This is a genomic window from Actinoplanes sp. NPDC049265 (assembly GCF_043197135.1).
Classification (GTDB): Bacteria; Actinomycetota; Actinomycetes; order Mycobacteriales; family Micromonosporaceae; genus Actinoplanes.
Genome location: NZ_JBICSP010000009.1, coordinates 24,663 through 39,304 on the forward strand (window position 1 = coordinate 24,663; position 14,642 = coordinate 39,304).

The 14,642-nt window shown below is 72.7% G+C and carries 13 protein-coding genes; 8 read left to right on the forward strand and 5 right to left on the reverse strand.

Features of this window, described 5'->3' with window-relative positions:
* Nucleotide 1 precedes the first annotated feature (1 nt).
* Nucleotides 2-904, reverse strand: a complete 903-nt coding sequence (locus ACGFIO_RS21975) for an NADP-dependent oxidoreductase (RefSeq protein WP_392828151.1) — start codon at nt 902-904, stop codon at nt 2-4.
* An 87-nt stretch (nt 905-991) separates the two neighbouring features.
* Here ACGFIO_RS21975 and ACGFIO_RS21980 point away from each other — a divergent pair, with 87 nt between their 5' ends.
* Together ACGFIO_RS21980 and ACGFIO_RS21985 are read left to right on the forward strand one after the other, a co-directional pair.
* Entirely contained in the window at nt 992-1,546 is a 555-nt protein-coding gene (locus ACGFIO_RS21980; protein WP_392828152.1) for a TetR/AcrR family transcriptional regulator, read from the forward strand.
* A 209-nt stretch (nt 1,547-1,755) separates the two neighbouring features.
* Entirely contained in the window at nt 1,756-2,064 is a 309-nt protein-coding gene (locus ACGFIO_RS21985) for a response regulator (protein ID WP_392828153.1), read from the forward strand.
* A 55-nt stretch (nt 2,065-2,119) separates the two neighbouring features.
* Here the strand turns inward: ACGFIO_RS21985 and ACGFIO_RS21990 are convergent, their stop codons facing one another.
* Nucleotides 2,120-6,274, reverse strand: coding sequence for a carboxypeptidase regulatory-like domain-containing protein (locus ACGFIO_RS21990; RefSeq protein WP_392828154.1), 4,155 nt, complete (start codon nt 6,272-6,274; stop codon nt 2,120-2,122).
* Between the two features lie 121 nt (nt 6,275-6,395).
* On the opposite strand from ACGFIO_RS21990, the gene ACGFIO_RS21995 reads away from it, so the two are divergent.
* Together ACGFIO_RS21995 and ACGFIO_RS22000 are read left to right on the forward strand one after the other, a co-directional pair.
* Nucleotides 6,396-7,373 carry a helix-turn-helix domain-containing protein gene (locus tag ACGFIO_RS21995; protein ID WP_392828155.1) on the forward strand — a complete coding sequence of 326 codons (978 nt, stop codon included), beginning with the start codon at nt 6,396-6,398 and terminating at the stop codon, nt 7,371-7,373.
* A 76-nt stretch (nt 7,374-7,449) separates the two neighbouring features.
* Nucleotides 7,450-8,058, forward strand: coding sequence for a DUF2238 domain-containing protein (locus ACGFIO_RS22000; RefSeq protein ID WP_392828156.1), 609 nt, complete (start codon nt 7,450-7,452; stop codon nt 8,056-8,058).
* Between the two features lie 141 nt (nt 8,059-8,199).
* On the opposite strand, the gene ACGFIO_RS22005 is transcribed toward ACGFIO_RS22000, so the two are convergent.
* A complete protein-coding gene (locus ACGFIO_RS22005) occupies nt 8,200-8,961 on the reverse strand; it encodes an SDR family NAD(P)-dependent oxidoreductase (RefSeq protein ID WP_392828157.1) in 762 nt (253 codons plus the stop codon).
* A gap of 87 nt (nt 8,962-9,048) precedes the next feature.
* On the opposite strand from ACGFIO_RS22005, the gene ACGFIO_RS22010 reads away from it, so the two are divergent.
* On the forward strand, nt 9,049-9,885 hold the full coding sequence (locus ACGFIO_RS22010) for a helix-turn-helix transcriptional regulator (protein WP_392828158.1): 837 nt from the start codon (nt 9,049-9,051) through the stop codon (nt 9,883-9,885).
* Nucleotides 9,886-9,993: 108 nt separating this feature from the next.
* Nucleotides 9,994-10,992, forward strand: a complete 999-nt coding sequence (locus ACGFIO_RS22015; RefSeq protein WP_392828159.1) for a hypothetical protein — start codon at nt 9,994-9,996, stop codon at nt 10,990-10,992.
* Nucleotides 10,993-11,004: 12 nt separating this feature from the next.
* Here ACGFIO_RS22015 and ACGFIO_RS22020 read toward each other — a convergent pair whose 3' ends face one another.
* A complete protein-coding gene (locus ACGFIO_RS22020; protein WP_392828160.1) occupies nt 11,005-11,562 on the reverse strand; it encodes a TetR/AcrR family transcriptional regulator in 558 nt (185 codons plus the stop codon).
* Nucleotides 11,563-11,632: 70 nt separating this feature from the next.
* Between ACGFIO_RS22020 and ACGFIO_RS22025 the strand changes: the two genes are divergently transcribed.
* Together ACGFIO_RS22025 and ACGFIO_RS22030 are read left to right on the forward strand one after the other, a co-directional pair.
* On the forward strand, nt 11,633-12,682 hold the full coding sequence (locus tag ACGFIO_RS22025) for an aldo/keto reductase (protein WP_392828161.1): 1,050 nt from the start codon (nt 11,633-11,635) through the stop codon (nt 12,680-12,682).
* Between the two features lie 229 nt (nt 12,683-12,911).
* Nucleotides 12,912-13,628 (forward strand): copper homeostasis protein CutC, encoded by a 717-nt coding sequence (locus ACGFIO_RS22030; RefSeq protein ID WP_392828501.1) that lies wholly within the window; start codon nt 12,912-12,914, stop codon nt 13,626-13,628.
* Here ACGFIO_RS22030 and ACGFIO_RS22035 read toward each other — a convergent pair.
* A complete protein-coding gene (locus ACGFIO_RS22035; protein WP_392828162.1) occupies nt 13,603-14,637 on the reverse strand; it encodes a polyprenyl synthetase family protein in 1,035 nt (344 codons plus the stop codon). The genes ACGFIO_RS22030 and ACGFIO_RS22035 overlap by 26 nt on opposite strands.
* Nucleotides 14,638-14,642 lie beyond the last annotated feature (5 nt).

The following is a 14,642-nucleotide window of genomic DNA, read 5'->3' on the forward strand; positions in this document are numbered from 1 at the left end:
GCTACGGGATCAGGAGGTGCTTGCCGCGGGCCTGTCCCGAGCGGCTGACGGCCACGGGCTCGCGCCAGTTCTCGAGCGGATAGGTCGCGGCGACCGGGATCGTGAAGGCGCCCCGGGCCGCCAGGTCGGCGTACTCGCCGAGGACGTCATAGCGGAGGTTCATGCCGGTGCTGCGTACGCCCAGCTCGAGCGCGGCGAAGTCGGTCGCGGTGACAATGTGGGCGGGCGCGGTGACAGTGGTCAGCAGCTCCGGCATGGTTCCGGCCGGTGCGCTGTCGAAGACCAGGTCGACCGGGCCGCCGGCCAGCGTCGTCACACGCTTTCCAAGACCTTCGCCGTACGCGACGACGTCGGCCCCCGCGGCGCGCAACCGATCGCCGAACGTCTCTCCGGCGCTGGCGATGACCCGGGCGCCGAGCCGGATGGCGATCTGCGCCGCCGCGAAGCCGATAGTGGTGCCGGCCCCGCTGATGAGCACCGTGCGGCCCGACACGTCACCGAGGGCGGCGACGCCCCGGTAGGCCGTCTCGACCGCCATCGGCAGGGCGGCCGCCTCGACCGGGCCCAGCGCGGCCGGGCGTGCGGCCCAGACGTCGAGCAGGGCCTGATCGGCCGCTCCGGCCGAGGGCCCGGTGTACACCGCCGGCCCGAGCACATGGTCGCCGACCTGGACGCCGGTCGCGCCCGGGCCGAGCGCGTCGACGGTGCCGGAGACCTCCAGCCCGATGCCGCGGGGCAGGTCTCCGGTGTGCAGCCCGCCGCAGATGGCCCAGTCGGCCGGGGTCAGCCCGCACGCCTCGACGGCGATCCGGATCTGGTTCGGGCCGGGCCGCGGTGGTGCCGTCTCGTCCAGCCGCAGCACGTCGGCCGGGTCACCGTACGAGTGGAAGCGAAGAGCGCGCATGGTTGTCCCCCCTCAAGGTGACGTCAGATCCTGTCGTCACCAACGCTACACCGTGACGACAGGATCTGACATCACTAGGATCGGCGCATGGCACGGTGGGAGGGAAACGCGCGCGGACGGCTCGAACGAGCGGCGCTGGACCTGTTCCGGGACCAGGGCTACGACGGCACGACTGTCGCGCAGATCGCCGAGCGGGCCAACCTGACCGAGCGCTCCTTCTACCGCTGGTTCGCCGACAAGCGGGAGGTCCTCTTCGCCGACGACGACCTGGCCGCCTGCTACCTGCCGTCGATCGAGGCCGCTCCGCCCCGGCAGGCGCCACTGCCGACGCTGCTGGCGGCGTTCGCGTCCACGCCCGACGTGCTGCGCCCGCGCGAGTTCGTGGTCGAACGCGCGGCGGTGATCGCGGCCAGCCCGCCGCTGCAGGAGCGCGAGCTGATCAAGATGGTGAGCCTCAACCGCAGGCTGGTCGCCGCCCTGACCGCCCGCGGCCACGACGGCCAGACGGCGTACCTGGCCGTCGACGTCGGCTCGGCGATCCTCCGCCTGGCCATCCACCGCTGGACCCTCGGCGACGACTCCGACTTCGCCGCCCTGCTGGCCGCCGCCCGTCAGGACCTCATCGCCGTCGCCGTGACCTGAGCCGCCCCCTCGGGGACGTGGCCGGAAATGATCTCTACCCGATCACGATCGCGGTGTAGACGCCGCGGGACAAGGAGCCGGCCGCCCGGTTCACGTCCGTCGGCCCGGCCTCCATGGTGTGCGCACCGCCGTCGTCGTCAGGAACCTGTTAGCCGGAGGCAACGATCCGGACGGCGAAATTGACCGTCATGCCTACCTAAAGTGGCGCCGTGTGCGCATACGTGCTGAACGCCGAGGACGACGAGGGCCAGGCCGAGGTGCTGCGGCAGTACCTGGAGGCCGACGGTCACCGGGCGGCCGTGGTCCACGACGGGCAGTCGGCCCTCGACCACGCGCTGCGGGCCGCACCGGACCTGCTCGTGCTCGATGTGATGCTGCCGGTCCTGAACGGGCTTCAGGTGTGCCGGCGGCTGCGGCAGGAGTCGGTGGCGCTGAATGACATGCGATCGAAGGTCTCAATGGCATGTCAGCGAGTGGTTGGCGTTGTCGAACGGTCCGGCGGCCGAGGGCCCGGTTGAGAGGGAGCGGCCGGGCACCCGGTGGAGTGCCCGGCCGCTACTTCCGGAGGTCCCCCTACCGCCTCCGGTGGAGGTTGTCGGTCAGGAACCGGCTGACCGCCGCCGCGGTGGCGTCGGGGTCGGCCGCCAGGGCGAAGTCGACGGTGACCGTCTCGCCCTTCCGGACCTGGGCGACTCGCGTCGCCGGGGTGTAGCCGTCCTTCGCGGCGATCACCTGCACCGGGTTGGTCCGGCTGTCCAGCCACTGGTGCCAGGCGCCGGCCGCGTCGGTCTTCAGGGTGTACGACGTGGGGCCGCAGGTGCCGGTGGCCTTGTCGTACGCGGGGCACAGGGCCACCGTCGCCCCGGCGACCGGCTTGCCGTCCGGGGTGCGCACCGACCCGGCGATCTGGCCCCACCCGGCCGGCGGCGTGGTGTTCAGCGTCACCGACACCGGGGCGAGGTCGCGGTAGGGCGTGTCGGTCGACACGGTCAGCCGGGCTCGGTAGCGGCCGAGCCGGGTCAGCGGGGCCGAGTCCGCGGTGACCCGGACGCTGACGCTGCGGCCGGCGGCCACGGTGAAGTCGGTCTTGTTCACCGACAGCCACGACACGTCCTGGCCGCAGTCGCCGTAGCCGCTCAGGTTCTGCACCCACCACGTCGAGAAGGTGCCGCCGATGGCCCCGCCGACCGTGTAGAGGCCGCAGGCGGCGGCGCCCCGGTAGGTGGCGTTGTTGGCGTTGGGCAGGCGGGTCCAGGCGTCGGTGGCCGGGTCGTACTCGACGGCCTGGTTGGTGAGCGCGGTGCCGCCGGCGACCACGCCGCCGACGATCTGCAGCCGGCCGTTGGACGTGGCGGCCGCACCGCCCCACAGGTCGCCGGGCAGGGCGGAGCGCTTCACCCAGCCGGTGGCGCCGAGGGCGTACACGTCACGCAGGGTGTGGCCGTTGCCCGCGGTGCCGCCGGCGCACACCACCTGGTCGCCGAGCCCGCCACAGGCGAGGAACGCCACCACGCTGGGGTAGGCCGGTGCGGTGCTCCACGTGTCGGCGGCCGCGTCGTACCGGTAGACCTTGTCGCTGTTGGTGCAGCCGCCGCTGACCGTGCAGCCGCCGACCACGTAGAGCCGCCCGCCGACGATGGCGCTGCCGGCCACTGCGGCGGGGCCGGGCAGGTCGGCCTTCTGCGTCCACCGGTTCGACGCGGGGTCGTAGGCGTAGGTGTGGCGGTTCACACCGCCGTTGGTCCAGCCGCCGGTCACGTACAGCTGGTCGCCGATGAAGCCACCGGCCGGCCCGGCCAGGGCGGCCGGCAGGTCGGCGATCGGGGTCCAGGCCTGGGTGGCCGGCTGGTAGACGTAACCGGCCGAGAACCGGGTCAGGCCGGTGGTGCCACCGACCGCGTAGACCCTGCCGTCGTGGGTGGCGGCCAGGTTGTCCATCACCGGCTGGGGGTAGTCGGCGAGGTCGGCCCACGGCGCGGCGGCGGGGGTGGGCTGGCGCGGCGGAGCCGGCGAGGGGCCGGCCGACTCCGCCATGCTCACCCAGGCCGGCACGGTCTGGTCGGCCGCGCCGGTGGCCATGCTGGTGCCCTTCAGCGGCGTGAAGCCTCCGGTGTCCTCGCCCAGGTGCACCTTGACCGGCTCGGTGCCGTCGTTGGTGAAGGTGAGCGATTCGGTTCCGGCTTGACCCAGCTTTTTGTCGTACGCCAGGTCAGCGCGGTCGACGGAAAGCCGCCCCGATCTCAGGCGCACGTCGGCCCGCTTGACCGCTCCGTCGCGTACCTGAATCGTGGTCTTGGCCGTCTGGTAGTAGGCGCTCGTCACGGTCAGCGCGATCGAGCCGGTTTGCGCACTGTGCAGCCAGTAGTAGCCGTCGCTGTCGGTGACCCCGAACGAGGTAGCGTCGGCCTCGCTAGTGACGATCGCGCCGGCCAGCGGCTTGCCGGTGTTGTCGTCGGTGACGACGCCGGCCACGATGCCGCCGGTCGCCGGCGCGCAGGACCGGCTGCCGATCAGCACGTTGTCGAGCTGCCAGCGCCGGCTCCAGTTGCCGGTGTAGTGGAACCGCACCCGTGCCTTGGCCTGGCCGGCGGCGGCCGGGATGGCGAACTCGAAGTGCCGCAGGCCGCCCGGCATCGGGTACGAGGCGGTCCAGGTCGCGCCGCCGTCGAGGCTGAGGTCGACCGACCCGGCCTGGTCGGGGAACGGGATGTAGCTGGCGTCGAAACTGATCTGCGGCGCGGTGTGCCCGGTCAGATCGACGACCGGGCTGACCAGGGTGGTGTCCTGCCCGGCGCCCTCGCCGTAACCGTCCGAGTCGACCATCGCCATGGACGCGTCGGCGCCCGGCGTGTCGGTGTAGCGGGGCGTCCCGAACGACCACGTCTGCCCGTTACCGACCTGGTCAGTAACTGTCCAGCCGGCCTGCGGTGACGTCCCGCTCCAGCCGGTGAAATTCTCGGTCAAACCCGTGCTCTTGTACGCGTACCCGGGCGCGTCGCACGCCTCGGCGTCGATCGGGAGCGCCAGGTTCTGCTTGACGTCCACCCCCCGCACCGTGACCTTGGCCGTCGCCGTGCGGTAGCCGGGCTGGTCGGCCGCCTCGACGTGGAACGTGTAGTCGGCGCCGACCGGCAGGCGGACCGAGTACTCGCCGGTGAACGGGTCGGACCGGACGGCCCCGCCGGGGTAGCCGTCGATGGTGATCTTCGCGCGCATCGGCCAGCCCTGACCCGAGCCGTCGGTGACCCGGCCACTGACCGTGCGGCTGTCCGTGGTGCTGAGCGTGAAGTCCTCGGTGACCCGGCCACCGGTGGTGACCACGACACCGTCAGCTGTGCCGGGCTGGTAGCCGAACTTGGCCACCGTCACGGCGTACGTGCCGACCGTCGCGTAAAGGTCGTACTTCCCGTCCGTACCCGTGGTCGCGGTGAACTTCTCACCGTTCGCCCCGGCCGCCGTGACCGTGGCACCGGCCAGCGGCTTCCCGCCCGCGATGACAGTGCCCAGGATCTCGCCGTTGTCGCCCAGCGTCAGCGCGGACACGCCCTGCGGGGCGCCCAGCCCGGTCGGGCCGTCCCAGCCCGGGCCGGCCTCGCACAGCACGTCGCCGCAGGTGCCGTTGACGCCCTCGGTGATGTCGGCCAGACCGCGGCCGTTCGCGTACGGGTAGCGGTTCGGGTAGGTGCCCGGCGTCGGCTGGCCGGCCAGCGCGTACATCGCGGCGACCAGGGGCGCGGACAGCGACGTGCCACCCACCTGGGCCCAGCCGTCCATGCCGTACGTGCCGTAGACCGACAGCCCGGACGCCGGATCGGCCACCGCCGAGACGTCGGCCGAGGCGCGGTTGTCGCAGGCGGTCGCGACGTTGTTCTGGAAGTCCGGCTTGGACTCGTAGAGCGAGCAGCCCGACCCGGCGTCGTCCCAGGCGGTCTCCTTCCAGCCGCGGGCCGAGCCGTCCCGGGTCAGCCGGGTGCCGCCCACGCCGGTCACGTACGGACTGGTAGCCGGGTAGCTCTGCACGTTGCCGTCATCGCCGCTGGACACCGTGACCGCGATGCCCGGGTGGTCGTAGTACTGGTCGAACTGCCCGGCGAGCGGGTGCTCGTAGTTCATCCCGTACGAGTTGGAGATCGCCGTGACACCCAGCCCCGCCGCCGTGGTCACCGCCTCGCCCAGGTCGGCCATGTTGGCCGAGTCGCCCTGGACCAGCACGATGTCGCATTTGGGGCAGACCGCGGAGACGGCGTCCAGGTCGAGGGCGGTCTCCATCGCCCAGCCCTCGTCCGGCGCCGGATAGTCGGTGCCGCCGCGCTGGTCGAGCTTGCGGAAGCAGCCGTTGTCGGTGGTGCAGGCGGGCAGGCCGTAGTGCGCGCGCCAGACGGCCAGGTCGGCCTCGGCGTTCTCGTAGCCGTAGGCGTCGACGATCGCGACCGTCTGCCCCTCGCCGGCGTCGGGCAACTGGTACGCCTGCCGGATCTCGGCCGGCCCGAGGGCGGTCGGCAGCGGCCCGGCGGCGAGCCGGCGCTGGGCCGTCCCACCGGTCGCGGTGCCCAGGGCGACGGCGTAGCACCGGGCCACCGGGATGCCGTCCGCGCCGGTCGACTGGTTCTTGTTGCAGCCGGCCGGAACCTCCTTGGGCGGAGGTGGGTCGGCTTCGGCCGGCCGGGGCAGGACGACGGTGAACGCCACCAGAGCGGCGGCGACCAGTAACCGTAACGACGACTTCATGCTGCTTCACTCCCGGCCACCTGTGCGATGTGGAGTGACGCTGACATAGTTGTGTCACGATGGACAAGATGATTGTCGATACGGCTTTGTGACAGGTGGCATGAATACGACAGGCGGTCCGATGTGGGAGACGGTCGGGATCCCCGAGGTCGAGGCCCGGGTGTACGAGGCGCTGATCCCGCCCGGGCAGGCCACCGTGGCGGCGCTGGCCGCGCGTACCCACCTGGGGTCGGCCCGGGTGACCCGCGCCCTGGCCGGACTGGTCGGCCGCGGCCTGGCCACCCGCACCCCCGGCCGGCCGGTGCGGTACGCCGCCGTCGCCCCCTCACTGGCCGGCTCGGTGCTGATCGCCAAGCGGGAACACGAGCTGGCCCGCCTCCAGCAGCACCTGCACCGCCTCGACGAGGCCTTCGAGGCCGGCCGGGCCGCTCGGCAACGCTCCCGCGACGTCGAGCTGATCGAGGGTGCGTCGAAGATCTACCGGGCGTTCGTCGAGATCCAGCGGTCGGCCCGCGCCGAGGTGCGCTCGTTCGACAAGCCACCATATTTCGTCCCGCCCGGCGAACACGGCGACGACGGCCCCAACCTGGAGGAACGCCAGCACCTGGCGGCCGGCCAGGTCGGTTACCGGGTGGTCTACGACGCCGAGTCGGTGGCCCTGCCCGGCCGGATGGACAACATCCTGGACGGCATCCGCAAGGGCGAGCGGGCCCGCACCACCAGCGGGTTACCGGTCAAGCTGGTCATCGCCGACGCCACCTCGGCCATCGTCAGCTCGGCCGAGGACCAGCGCCGGGAGATCGCGTACGTCCTGCACGAGAGCTCCATACTCGACCTGGCCATCGGCCTGTTCGAGGCGACCTGGGACCGGGCCACCCCGATCATCCGGGCCACGCCCAACCCCGAGGCGCCGTCCGGTGCCCAGCAGCGGCAGTTGTTGTCCCTGCTGGCCAGCGGGGCCACCGACGCCGTCATCGCCCGCACGCTGGGCTGGAGCGTCCGCACGGTCCAGCGCCACGCCCACGAACTGGCCGAGCGGCTCGGCGCCCGCACCCGCTTCCAGATGGGCATGGAGGCGGTCCGCCGCGGCTGGCTCTGAAACCCAAGGGCAACAAACCGCCGATCGAGTACGCGTACCCATGCGCCCCGACGAGCCGGTCGGCCAAACTGACCCGGTGAAACGCCGTGAACCCGCTGTTCTGTTCGCCGCCGGAGTCGTCGCCCTGGTCGTCTCCGCGATCGGGGCCAAGTCGCTCGGCACCTGGTTCCTCGAGGTGCTCGCGGCGCTGATCGCCGGCGTCGTACTGGTCGCCACCTACCGGCGGTTCCCACTCACTCCCCTGGCCTACCGGCTGATCCTGGCGCAGGCGATCATCCTGATGATCGGCGGCCACTGGACGTACGCCGAGGTGCCGGCGGGCGACTGGGTGCGCGACACCCTCGGCCTCGACCGCAACCCGTACGACCGGCTCGGCCACTTCGCGCAGGGTTTCGTGCCCGCCGTCGTCGCCCGCGAGGTGCTGCTGCGGTGTACGCCATTGCGCCCCGGACGCTGGCTCTTCGCGCTGGTGGTGTGCGTGGTCCTGGCGGTCAGCGCCACCTGGGAACTGTTCGAGTGGCTGTCGGCGGTGATCGGCGGCTCCTCGGCCGACGACTTCCTCGGCACCCAGGGCGACGTCTGGGACACCCAGTGGGACATGTTCCTGGCCGGCGTCGGCGCCATCACCAGCCTCCTGCTGCTGACCCGCCTCCACGACCGCCAGCTCGCCGCGCACGAGGCTTGACGTTGTCACGGCGACCTGGTGTCCGCTGGACGGCATGCGCGTCGGGGATTCGCGGACCTGGCCGGGATCACACCGCCGTGGGCTACCACCGAGAGGCTTGGTGGTAGCCCACGGCGCAATGGGCGGAGCCCGCCGCCATTCTCAGGCTCGGGCGCCGCCGTCGACGCGCAGGACCACGCCGGTGACGAAGGAGGCTCGGTCGCTCAGGAGCCAGGCCGCGGCCTGGGCGATCTCGGCCGGGGCGGCCGCCCGGCCCAGCGGGGTCGACGCGACGAGGCGCTGCTGGAGGCCGGGAGACTCGGCCTCCCACGAGCGCATCATCTCGGTCGCCGTGTTGCCGGGGGCGATGGCGTTGACCCGGATGTTCTCCGGGCCGTAGGTGACCGCGGCCGACTCGGTCAGGCTGTTGACCGCCCGCTTCATCGCGCCGTAGGCGGGCAGGACCGGGTTGCCCATCAGGCTGCCGACGCTGGAGTTGTTGACGACGGCGCCGGCGCCCGCGGTGGCGCGGATGGCGGCCACCTCGGCGGTCAGGGACAGCCAGACGCCGCGCAGGTTGACGCGGTAGAGCCGGTCGAACTCGTCCTCGGACAGCTCGTCCAAGGGGCCCGGACTCTGGTTGGTGGCGCCGTTGTTGAACGCCACGTCGAGGCGGCCATGCAGGTCGACGGCACGGTTCACGGCCGTGCGTACGCTGTCCGCGTCACCCAGGTCGCATTGCACCCAGTCGGCCGTACCCCCGGATGCTCTGATGTCTTCGACAACGGCCTCGAGCTGATCACCAGAGCGCGCGGCCAGCACCACCCCGGCGCCCTCGTGGGCGAACAGCCGGGCCGCCGCCGCGCCGATCCCGCGCCCCGCGCCGGAGACGAAGGCGACCTTTCCCGCAAGCAGATTTTCCATGCGTCGAGCCTGCGTCCGGAGCAGAAGACCCATCCAGGTACGCCCGATACCTGGCTGGCGGCCGTTCGGCGCGGCAGACTCGGCGGCATGGATCGGCGTGAGCTGGCACTCTTCCTGCGCAGCCGGCGGGAGCGGATCTCACCGGCCGACGCCGGCCTGCCCGCCGGGACGCGCCGCCGGACGCCGGGGCTGCGCCGCGAAGAGGTGGCGCAGCTGGCGTACATCTCGACCGAGTACTACACCCGGCTGGAACAGGCCCGCGGCCCGCACCCGTCGCGGGAGGTCCTGGCCGGCCTGACCCGCGCGCTACGCCTCGACGACGCCGAACGCGCCCACCTGCACACACTGGCCGGGATGCCGGCCGCACCGCCGCCCGGGCCGCCGCGTGAGGTCCGCCGCAGCATCCTCGACCTGTTGCACCGCCTCCCGCAGGCCGCCGCGATCGTCACCTCGGCGACCCTCGAGGTGATCGCCTGGAACGATCTGGCCGCCGCCCTGATGACCGACTTCTCGGCCGTCCCGCGCCGGGACCGCAACCTGGTCCGCCGGGCATTCCTCGGCCCCCAGTTGTTCGGGGTGTCGGACGTCGAGGAGTTCCGGGTGCACGCGACGGTCAAGCTACGCACGGCCGCCGCCCGCTACCCGGACGACCCGGAGGTGTCGGCGCTGATCGCCGAACTCCGGTCGGGCAGCCCGCAGTTCGCGGCGCTGTGGTCGGCCCACGACGTCACCACCGCGCCGGTCCTGGTCAAGACCTTCCAGCATCCGCAGGTCGGCCCGGTGACGGTCAACTGCGACGCCCTCGACATCGCCGACCGCGACCAGAACGTGGTGATCTACACGGCCGAGCCGGGCTCGCCGGCCGAGGAAACCCTGCGCCTCCTGTCGGTAATCGGAACGCAGCGGATGGACGTTCCCCGGTAGACTCCCGGCCGATTCGGGGCGGGGAGGACGATCGATGGCCGGTACGGGAGACGCCGCACTGCCGGCCCGCCTTCTCGCCGTCGCGTCCTGGCGGCCCGGAGGCACCCCGTGATCGTTCCGCGCCGGTTGCTGGCGGTGCCGGTCGCCCTGGTGCTGGCCGCCGGCGGTTACCTGGTGTCCCGGCCGGCCGACGCGCCATCGGCACCTCCCGCCACGCCGGTCGTGTCGCCGCCCGCCCCTTCGCCTTCCCCCGCTTCCCCGCCGGTGGCCACGCCGCCGGCCGCGTCCGATCCGTCCGATGTCGACGACACCACAGGGTCGTCGCGTCCCGACTCGCGTCCAGGCCCGGCCGCGTCCCGGCCCACACCCGCTCGCTCGCACTCCCCCACACCGGCGCCGCCGCGGCGCGAGGGCGGCGACGGCCCCGGGGTCGCGTCACTGGACAAGGCCCTCGAGCGTCACGACCCGGTGCCGGCGGGCGTCGCCGACCAGATCAGCGTCTTCACCGGCGGCGGTACGTCGTGCCTGGGCCTCCTGCCCGAGCCGCTGAGCGTGGGCGTGACCGACGTCCGTAGCGTGCCCGCCGTACCCGTCATCTGTGTCCATGGTTTCGCCGACACCGACCTGACCCTGACCGTCACCACGCCCAGCGGCCGCCCCACCACGATCACCCGGCCGGGCACCTCCGACGGCTTCGACAACATCGATTTCCGGCTCGGCCCCGGCAGCGAGACCGGCAAGTACGTCATCCGCGCCGACCAGAACAAGGAGACGGCGTTCACCGAACTCAAGATCGAGCGTCCGTCCGCTCCGACGATCTGGGTCAACCCCGAACACGCCGCCCCCGGCGAAACCGTCGAGGTGCTGATCGGCGGCTTCCCACCGGGCCAGCCGGCCCGCCTGCACCTCTACGTCTGCGAGTCCAAGATCCGCTACCGCACCACCCTGACCACTCCGGTCAACGCGGCCGGCGAGGCCCGCCTGGCCCTGAGCACCAGCCCGAACACTCCTGCCACCTGCTACGTCGTGCTCAATCCGGCGGTATACGACCCACTCGCCCCGACGGCCGGCAGCCTCCCGCCCCACCTGCTCTTCTGGGTCGACTGAGGCCGGGCCCGGTCAGCGCGGGCGCAGGCCGTCGAGGACGAGGGCGGTCAGGCGGCGGCCCTCCTCCTCGGTGCCGACGCGCCAAAGGAAACCCATCAGGAGCAGGATGTCGTACGGGTCGAGGCCGGCGCGCATCGAGCCCTCGGCCGCGCAGGCGTCCAGCAGGCGGCCCACCGCGGCCGTGATCGAGGCGGACGACTCGCTGATCAGCTCGGGGGACGTCGCCGAGTAGAAGGCCTCGCCCAGGCCGTGCTTGAGGCGCAGGTAGCCGGCCAGCTGCTCGAACCAGGCGACGAACGCGTCGATGGCCGGGCCCGCCGACAGTGCGTCGTCGACCGCGGCGATGATGCGGTCCACGTCGTGGCGGTAGACCGCCAGCAGCAGGCTTTCCCGGGTCGGGAAGTGCCGGTAGAGGGTGCCGGCGCCGACGCCGGCGCGCTTGGCGATCTCGTTCATGGAGGCGCGGGGGGACGCGGCCAGCAGCTCGTGCGCGGTCTCCAGGATGGTCGCGCGGTTGCGGGCCGCGGCCTGCCGTTGAGTGCCGTACGTCATATGTCCCTCGGTCGACATGCGGAGAAGTCTCCGCTAGTTTCGAAGAAAGCGGAGAGGTCTCCGCGAGTTGGGTCGGACAGGAGTAATCATGCGCTACGTGAAGCTCGGCACCACCGGACTGGATGTCTCCCCCGTGGCGATCGGCGCGATGACCTACGGCGAGCCCGGCCGCGGGCACCCGGCCTGGTCGCTCGGCGAGGAGGAGGCCCGGCCGCTGATCCGGCACGCGCTGGAGGAGGGCATCAACTTCTTCGACACGGCGAACCTGTATTCGCTCGGGTCGAGCGAGGAGATCCTGGGCCGCGCGCTCCGTGACTTCGCCGACCGGGACGACGTGGTCATCGCGACCAAGCTGCGGCACCCGATGCGCTCGGGACCCAACGGCAAGGGGCTCAGCCGCAAGGCGATCATGACCGAGGCCGAGCACTCGCTGCGGCGGCTCGGCACCGACTACATCGACCTTTACCAGATCCACCGCAACGACCACGCCACGCCGCTGGCCGAGACCCTGGAGGCGCTGCACGACCTGGTCAAGGCGGGCAAGGTGCGCTACCTGGGCGCCTCGTCGATGCCGGCCTGGGAGTTCGCCAAAGCGCTGCACCTGCAACGGGAGCGTGGCTGGACCCGGTTCGTGTCCATGCAGGACCACTACAACCTGCTCGCCCGCGAAGAGGAACGAGAGATGATCCCGCTCTGCCTGGACGAGGGGGTCGGCACTCTCGTGTGGAGTCCGCTGGCCCGGGGCCGTCTCGCCCGGGCCTGGGACGACGCCCGGTCGACGGCGCGCTCGGCGACCGACGGCGACTACGCCGACCTGCTGTACCCGGCTTCCAACGCGGCGGCCGACCGGGCCGTCGTCGACGCGGTCGGGCGGGTGGCCGAGGCTCGCGGGGCGTCCCGGGCCCAGGTCGCGCTGGCCTGGCTGCTGAGCCAGCCGGTGGTCACCGCCCCGCTGGTGGGCGCGGGCAGCACCGGCCAGATCGACGACGCGGTGGCGGCGGCCGATCTCCATCTGACCAACGACGAGATCGGTACGCTCGAAGCGCCGTACACGCCGCGCTACGACTTCCAGGGCATCTCCGACGACGCCCGGCTGCGCGAGATCGCGGCCCGGATCCCGCAGATGCAGCCCGCGTGAGGCGCCGCGTCGTCCCGCGTCATCACCATCGACAAATTGATCACCTGCGCGTTGCCGCCACCACGGCTGGCCGTCCCGCGAGATCGCCTCGACCAACCGCGCGGCGAACCGTCCTGACCGGCTTCCTTTGCCGTCGACGGCCCGGGACATTGATCAGCTTACGAGTCAGCCCCGGTAGACTCCGGTCCGGCGGCCGCCCCGGGCCTGCCCACATGATGGACAGGTCGTGATGGTCGCTTTCGAGCTTGCCGTACAGGACGCCTACGGCCTGTCGGTGGCCGCCCGCCTCGGCGTCGACCGGATCGAGCTGTGCTCGGCCCTTCCGCTCGGTGGCGTCACGCCGTCCCTCGCGCTGATCGAGGCCGCGGCCGGCGGGCCTCCGGCGCACGTGCTGGTGCGGCCGCGGACCGGCGGTTTCGCCTACTCACCGGACGAGGTCGCGCTCACCATCCGGGATGTGGGCCACGCGATCGCGGCCGGCGCGTCCGGGGTGGTGATCGGTGGCCTGCGCGACGGCGACGTCGACCGGGAGCTGGTGGCGCGGGTGGTCGAGGCGGCCGGCCCGGCCACGGTGACGTTCCACCGGGCCTTCGACGCGCTGCCCGACCCGGTCGGCGCCCTCGACACGCTGGCCGGGCTGGGTGTGCGCCGGGTACTCACGTCGGGCGGCCCCGGCACCGTGTCGTCGGGCCTGCCCGGGCTGGCCAAGCTGGTGTCGGCGGCGGCCGGCCGGATCGAGATCATGGCCGGCGGCGGAGTGACCCCCGCGCTGGTCGAGGCCCTGATCGAGGCCGGTGTGGACGCGGTGCACGCCTCCGCCAAACGCACCGTCGCCGACGCTACCGGCCTGCCCCTGGGCAGCGCCGCCGACGGCCGGGCGACCCGCGAGACCACCGACGAGGCCGAGGTCACCCGGATCCTCACCGCCCTGCGTCCGGCCCCCTGAACACCAGCTCGCCGAGCGCGAGCGCGGCCGGTCCGGGCAGGTCGGCGTCGCGGACGACGGCCATGGCGCGCTCGGTGCGGTCGGCGATCAGATCGGCCACCATCCGGTCGGCGCCTGTCGCCCGGATGACGGCGCGCAGCGCACGAACGCCTTCGTCGTCGAGATCCGCGCACCCGTGCAGGGCCGAGATCACGCGGCGCTGCGCCTCGTCGGCGTGCCGCCAGGCCAGCGCCATCAACACCGTCCGCCGCCCGTCACGCAGATCGCCAGAACCCTCGACGCCGCCACGCGGATCGCCGGAGTGCGCGGTGCCCGCGGTGTCGCCGAAGGCGCTGTGCAGGTCGTCGCGCAGCTGGAGGGCCTCGCCGGCCAGGGTGCCGTAGGCCGCGCACAGGGCCAGCGCCGACCGGGGCGCCCCGGCCAGGGTCGCGCCGAGCTGCAGCGGCCGCGGGACGGAGGCCGAGAGGCGGGTGACCTTCCAGGCGCGGGCCTCGTCATAGGGTGGCAGGGACTCATCGGCGTCCAGGTACTGACCGGCGATGGCCTCGGTGCGCAGGGCCGAGACGATCGGACGGGCGGCGGGCGGGAGGCCGGCCGATTCGAGCAGTTCCTGACTCCACACCAGGCACAGGTCGCCGAGCAGGATCGCGCCGGAGGTGCCGAAGGCCGGATCGCCCAGGGCGGCGGCGAGTTCGCGTTGGACGGCCGAGGAGCGGTGGCGTACGCCGGCGTGGATCTCGGCGTACACCCCGAAGAGCTCGAGCGCCGCGCCCACCTTGACCAGCGTCGGCGACAGCGGGTCGGCACCGCCCGTGAAAGCGCCGGCCGCGCAGGCCAGGGACCGGGTCCGCCGGCCGCCGCGGGCCGAGCCGGCGATCACCAGGGCCGGGAGCGGGCGGAACTCCTCGGTCGACGGGAGCGTCCGGCCGGCCAGGAACACGTCGAGCGCCGCGCCGACGCGTTCCCGGATCGGGGCGGCGCCGGGCCAGCCAGTGAGCAGCAGTGACATGGACG